This is a genomic window from Aeromonas sp. QDB14, assembly GCF_027707845.1.
In the GTDB taxonomy this organism is placed as follows: domain Bacteria; phylum Pseudomonadota; class Gammaproteobacteria; order Enterobacterales; family Aeromonadaceae; genus Aeromonas; species Aeromonas caviae.
The window spans coordinates 1-3276 of record NZ_JAPCJD010000149.1 but is presented as its reverse complement, the minus strand read 5'-3'; the positions used below and the strand labels follow the sequence as shown (position 1 = coordinate 3276).

Below are 3276 nucleotides of genomic sequence, written 5' to 3'. Positions count from 1 at the left end.
ATGGATACCGTGTCTCCTTTCCCGGGGAATGGCTATGGTACAGCGAAGGTGTAGCACTATTGGGATCAGTTATTTAGATGGAGATCACGATCTCAAGGTATTATTCGCATCATCGATTAAACAGACGTTATGCTACAAAAAGTCAACGCAGTACCGATAAGGAGAAGATATGAACGATGTAACACTATCAGTTCAACGGTTAGCTTCATACAGAGAAGCCATAAAAAAAATTAAACAAGGCAAATGTTCCTTATCTTTCCCGAAGGATACCAACATAGAATCCATTCTCGATTTTGAATCTGATCTTGTTCAGTTGGCTGCCTGGCTTGATGCCCGACTTGATGGGTTTAATAAAATTCAAGAAATATCCACTGAAATCAGTAAAGGCAGTGTTCTTGATGAGGTTTTAAATCGCATATATGACACATTTCATGAAATAATACCTTACGATAGGATCGGCTGCGCATTAATATCTGATGATTATGAGCGGGTTTTCGCTCATTGGACAAAAAGCAATTACCCAGAAAAAGTAATGATCAAAAATGGATATACTGCTTTTTTAAGTGGTAGTAGTTTAGAGGGGATACTAACCACGCAACAACCCCGCATTCTTAACGACCTGCAACTATATTTAGCTGAAAACCCTAACTCATTATCAACTAAATTAATAGTTGCTGAAGGCATTCAATCAAGTTTAACCTGCCCGCTCATTGCAGATGGTAAGCCTATCGGTTTCATTTTCTTCTCTAGCAAAGAAAAAAACACATACATTGATGCCCACCAAAAAATATTTATTAACCTTGCAAGGCAAATATCATTTTTAGTCGAAAAAAGCCGTCTTTATCAACGCATCTATGACATAAACAATCAGTTGGTAAATGCATTGGCGCAACTCAAAGAGCAGTCTTCTCGGGATGCACTTACTGGTGTTTTTCATCGGGGCGCTATAATGGAATTCCTAAAAAACACCATCGAAAAAGACACAAGAAAAAAACAGCCTACTACTGTAATACTTGCTGATATAGATCATTTCAAACATGTCAACGACACATATGGTCATGTTGCTGGTGATACAGCGCTGAAGGAGGTCAGTAAAAGTTTAACTAACCACTTAAGGAGTCATGATTGTGTTGGGCGTTATGGTGGTGAGGAGTTTTTAATTATACTGGGTGAAACCAATGCCACAGATGCTCTGTTAATTATAGAGCGTATCCGTCAAGCAATTTCTGATCTAAAGTTTGAAAGGAATGAAGGCAATTTTTCTGTCACCATGAGCTTTGGTATTGCCTGTTCAGATAATACCTCACATATAAAGACTGAAGAAACATTACTACTAGAAGCGGATAGTGCTTTATATCATGCAAAAAACGAAGGTAGAAATCGTGTATGTATCGCATAAAAAGATTTAATTTGGCTTGAATAGTGAGAATCGGCATCCGTGAATTCAGATAATAAGTGCAATGCCCATGGTGCATAGGAGAGAGGCGGTCAACTACCAGTTAGGGTACGCTTCTTCTCGCCAAAGAAACAAAGCGATACACCATGAAATACCAGCAGTTGACCGAGGGGCTACGATACCAGATTGCCTGCCTCCGTGACCATGGCCTGTCACAGGCCCGCATTGCCAAACAGCTCGGGGTTCATCCATCGACTATCAGTCGTGAGCTTCGTCGTAATTGTGCTGGGCAGGCCTATCAGCCGCAGCAGGCTCACCAACTTGCCACGGCACGACGGCTGACGAGTCAGAAGCGTACTGTCCCGTCTGATACCATCGACTTTGTTTGCATGGCGCTGGTCGCGGACTGGAGTCCCGAGCAAATCAGTGGCGTTGGAGACATGATTAACTGCCCGGTTAGCCACGAGTGGATATACCGCTATGTGGCACGCGACAAGGCCAACGGTGGCACGCTATACCGGCATCTGCGTCAGGGTCACAAACGCTATCGCAAGGGTAAGACAGCAAACGCAGTGTCATTCCCAATCCGGTATCGATTGATGAACGCCCTGCGATAGTCAATGAGCGGAGCCGTGTGGGAGATTGGGAAGTCGATACCGTGTTGGGTAAGCAAGGCAGCGGTGCAATAGTGAGTCTGTTGGAGCGTAAGAGCCGGCTCTACCTGGTTCAATACGTTCCCAGCAAAACAGCCAGCGCGGTGGCGGACACCATTATCAGCATGCTGAAACCCTACCAGGCACATGTCCATACCATCACAGCTGACAATGGTAGCGAGTTTGTCGAACATGAACGTGTTGCAGCAGAGCTGGAAGCGCAGGTGTACTTTGCGCATCCATACAGTGCATGGGAACGGGGACAGAATGAGAATAGCAATGGTCTGCTGCGGCAATATGTGCCCAAAGGCAGTGATTTGAGTGTGGTGACAGCAGAGGCACTGTCAGCCGTCGAAAAGCGGCTGAACTTCAGGCCGCGCAAATGCTTGGGATTTAAACAGCCACAGGTGGTTTTTGACGAACTTCTGAAAGCAGCCTGATTTTTAATCGGGAATTGCACTTCGAAGTTGAATTCGCGGTTGCCATAAGCTCGGAGCGAAGCATTTACCAAGGCATCTTGCTGAATACTGCTTCCGGTTTAATCATCGTTTTGACCTCAAGAGTATGTTTGTTGAATTGGGGCATGCAGTCGTGGCAAGCCCTCCGATGCCATATCGGCTCTTGAAGCTGGCTGAGGGTCATGGGTAATCAGGTTGATGATTGCGCGTGATGGTTTCATGTAACTTGTGCATAGCCGTTCTATGTGATTAACCCAAGGGCTGTAAACTGGCTGGAACACCAGGCAGAACTTGGGATTCTTCTTCAACCATCGCTCGGTCTGTTTGCTTTTGTGAATGATGTAGTTATCGAGGATCAACGTGATGGTTTTGGCTCGTCGGTAGTGGTGGCGCAGCTTTTCCAGCATGGCAATAAACAGCGATGAGTTTTTCTTGATCCCGCTGACGTAAAGTACCCTTCCGTTGCCTGCGTGGAGAACGCCTGCCAGATAATGCTTGGCATTCTGCCCCGGTGTGACAACCCGCTTTTGCTGCGCTCTGAACATCCAGTCGGCTCCTAATTTGGGATTGAGGTCTATATCGACTTCATCCTCATAAAACACCGGATTATCGGCATCACAGCGGGCCAGCGCGGCGTCGATATTCGCCATTTTTTCCTGATAGGCTGGGTCTTTTATCCGCAAGGTCGGCACGGGCGGCGTTTTTCAAGATAGTTGTCGCGCAAAGCTGTTTTAAGCAGCCTCTTTTTGCTCCGGCTCGGGTTTCTCGG

At 45.9% G+C, this 3276-nt stretch carries 1 protein-coding gene and 3 pseudogenes; 3 read left to right on the top strand and 1 reads right to left on the bottom strand.

The genetic code is table 11. From position 1 onward, the window contains the following. Positions 1 to 169 precede the first annotated feature (169 nt). From PG887_RS21985 to PG887_RS21975, 3 genes and pseudogenes are all read left to right on the top strand, one after another. The gene (locus tag PG887_RS21985) at positions 170 to 1399 is read left to right on the top strand and encodes a sensor domain-containing diguanylate cyclase (RefSeq protein WP_134695872.1); all 1230 of its coding nucleotides are present in this window, start codon (positions 170 to 172) and stop codon (positions 1397 to 1399) included. A 143-nt stretch (positions 1400 to 1542) separates the two neighbouring features. Beyond that, positions 1543 to 2489: pseudogene (locus PG887_RS21980) on the top strand (IS30-like element ISAeca1 family transposase). A 31-nt stretch (positions 2490 to 2520) separates the two neighbouring features. Next, a pseudogene (locus PG887_RS21975) lies at positions 2521 to 2697 on the top strand (IS1595 family transposase); the annotation flags it as partial. Positions 2698 to 2702: 5 nt separating this feature from the next. On the opposite strand, the pseudogene PG887_RS21970 reads toward PG887_RS21975, so the two are convergent. Beyond that, a pseudogene (locus tag PG887_RS21970) lies at positions 2703 to 3196 on the bottom strand (IS630-like element ISAhy2 family transposase); the annotation flags it as partial. Between the last annotated feature and the right edge of the window lie 80 nt (positions 3197 to 3276).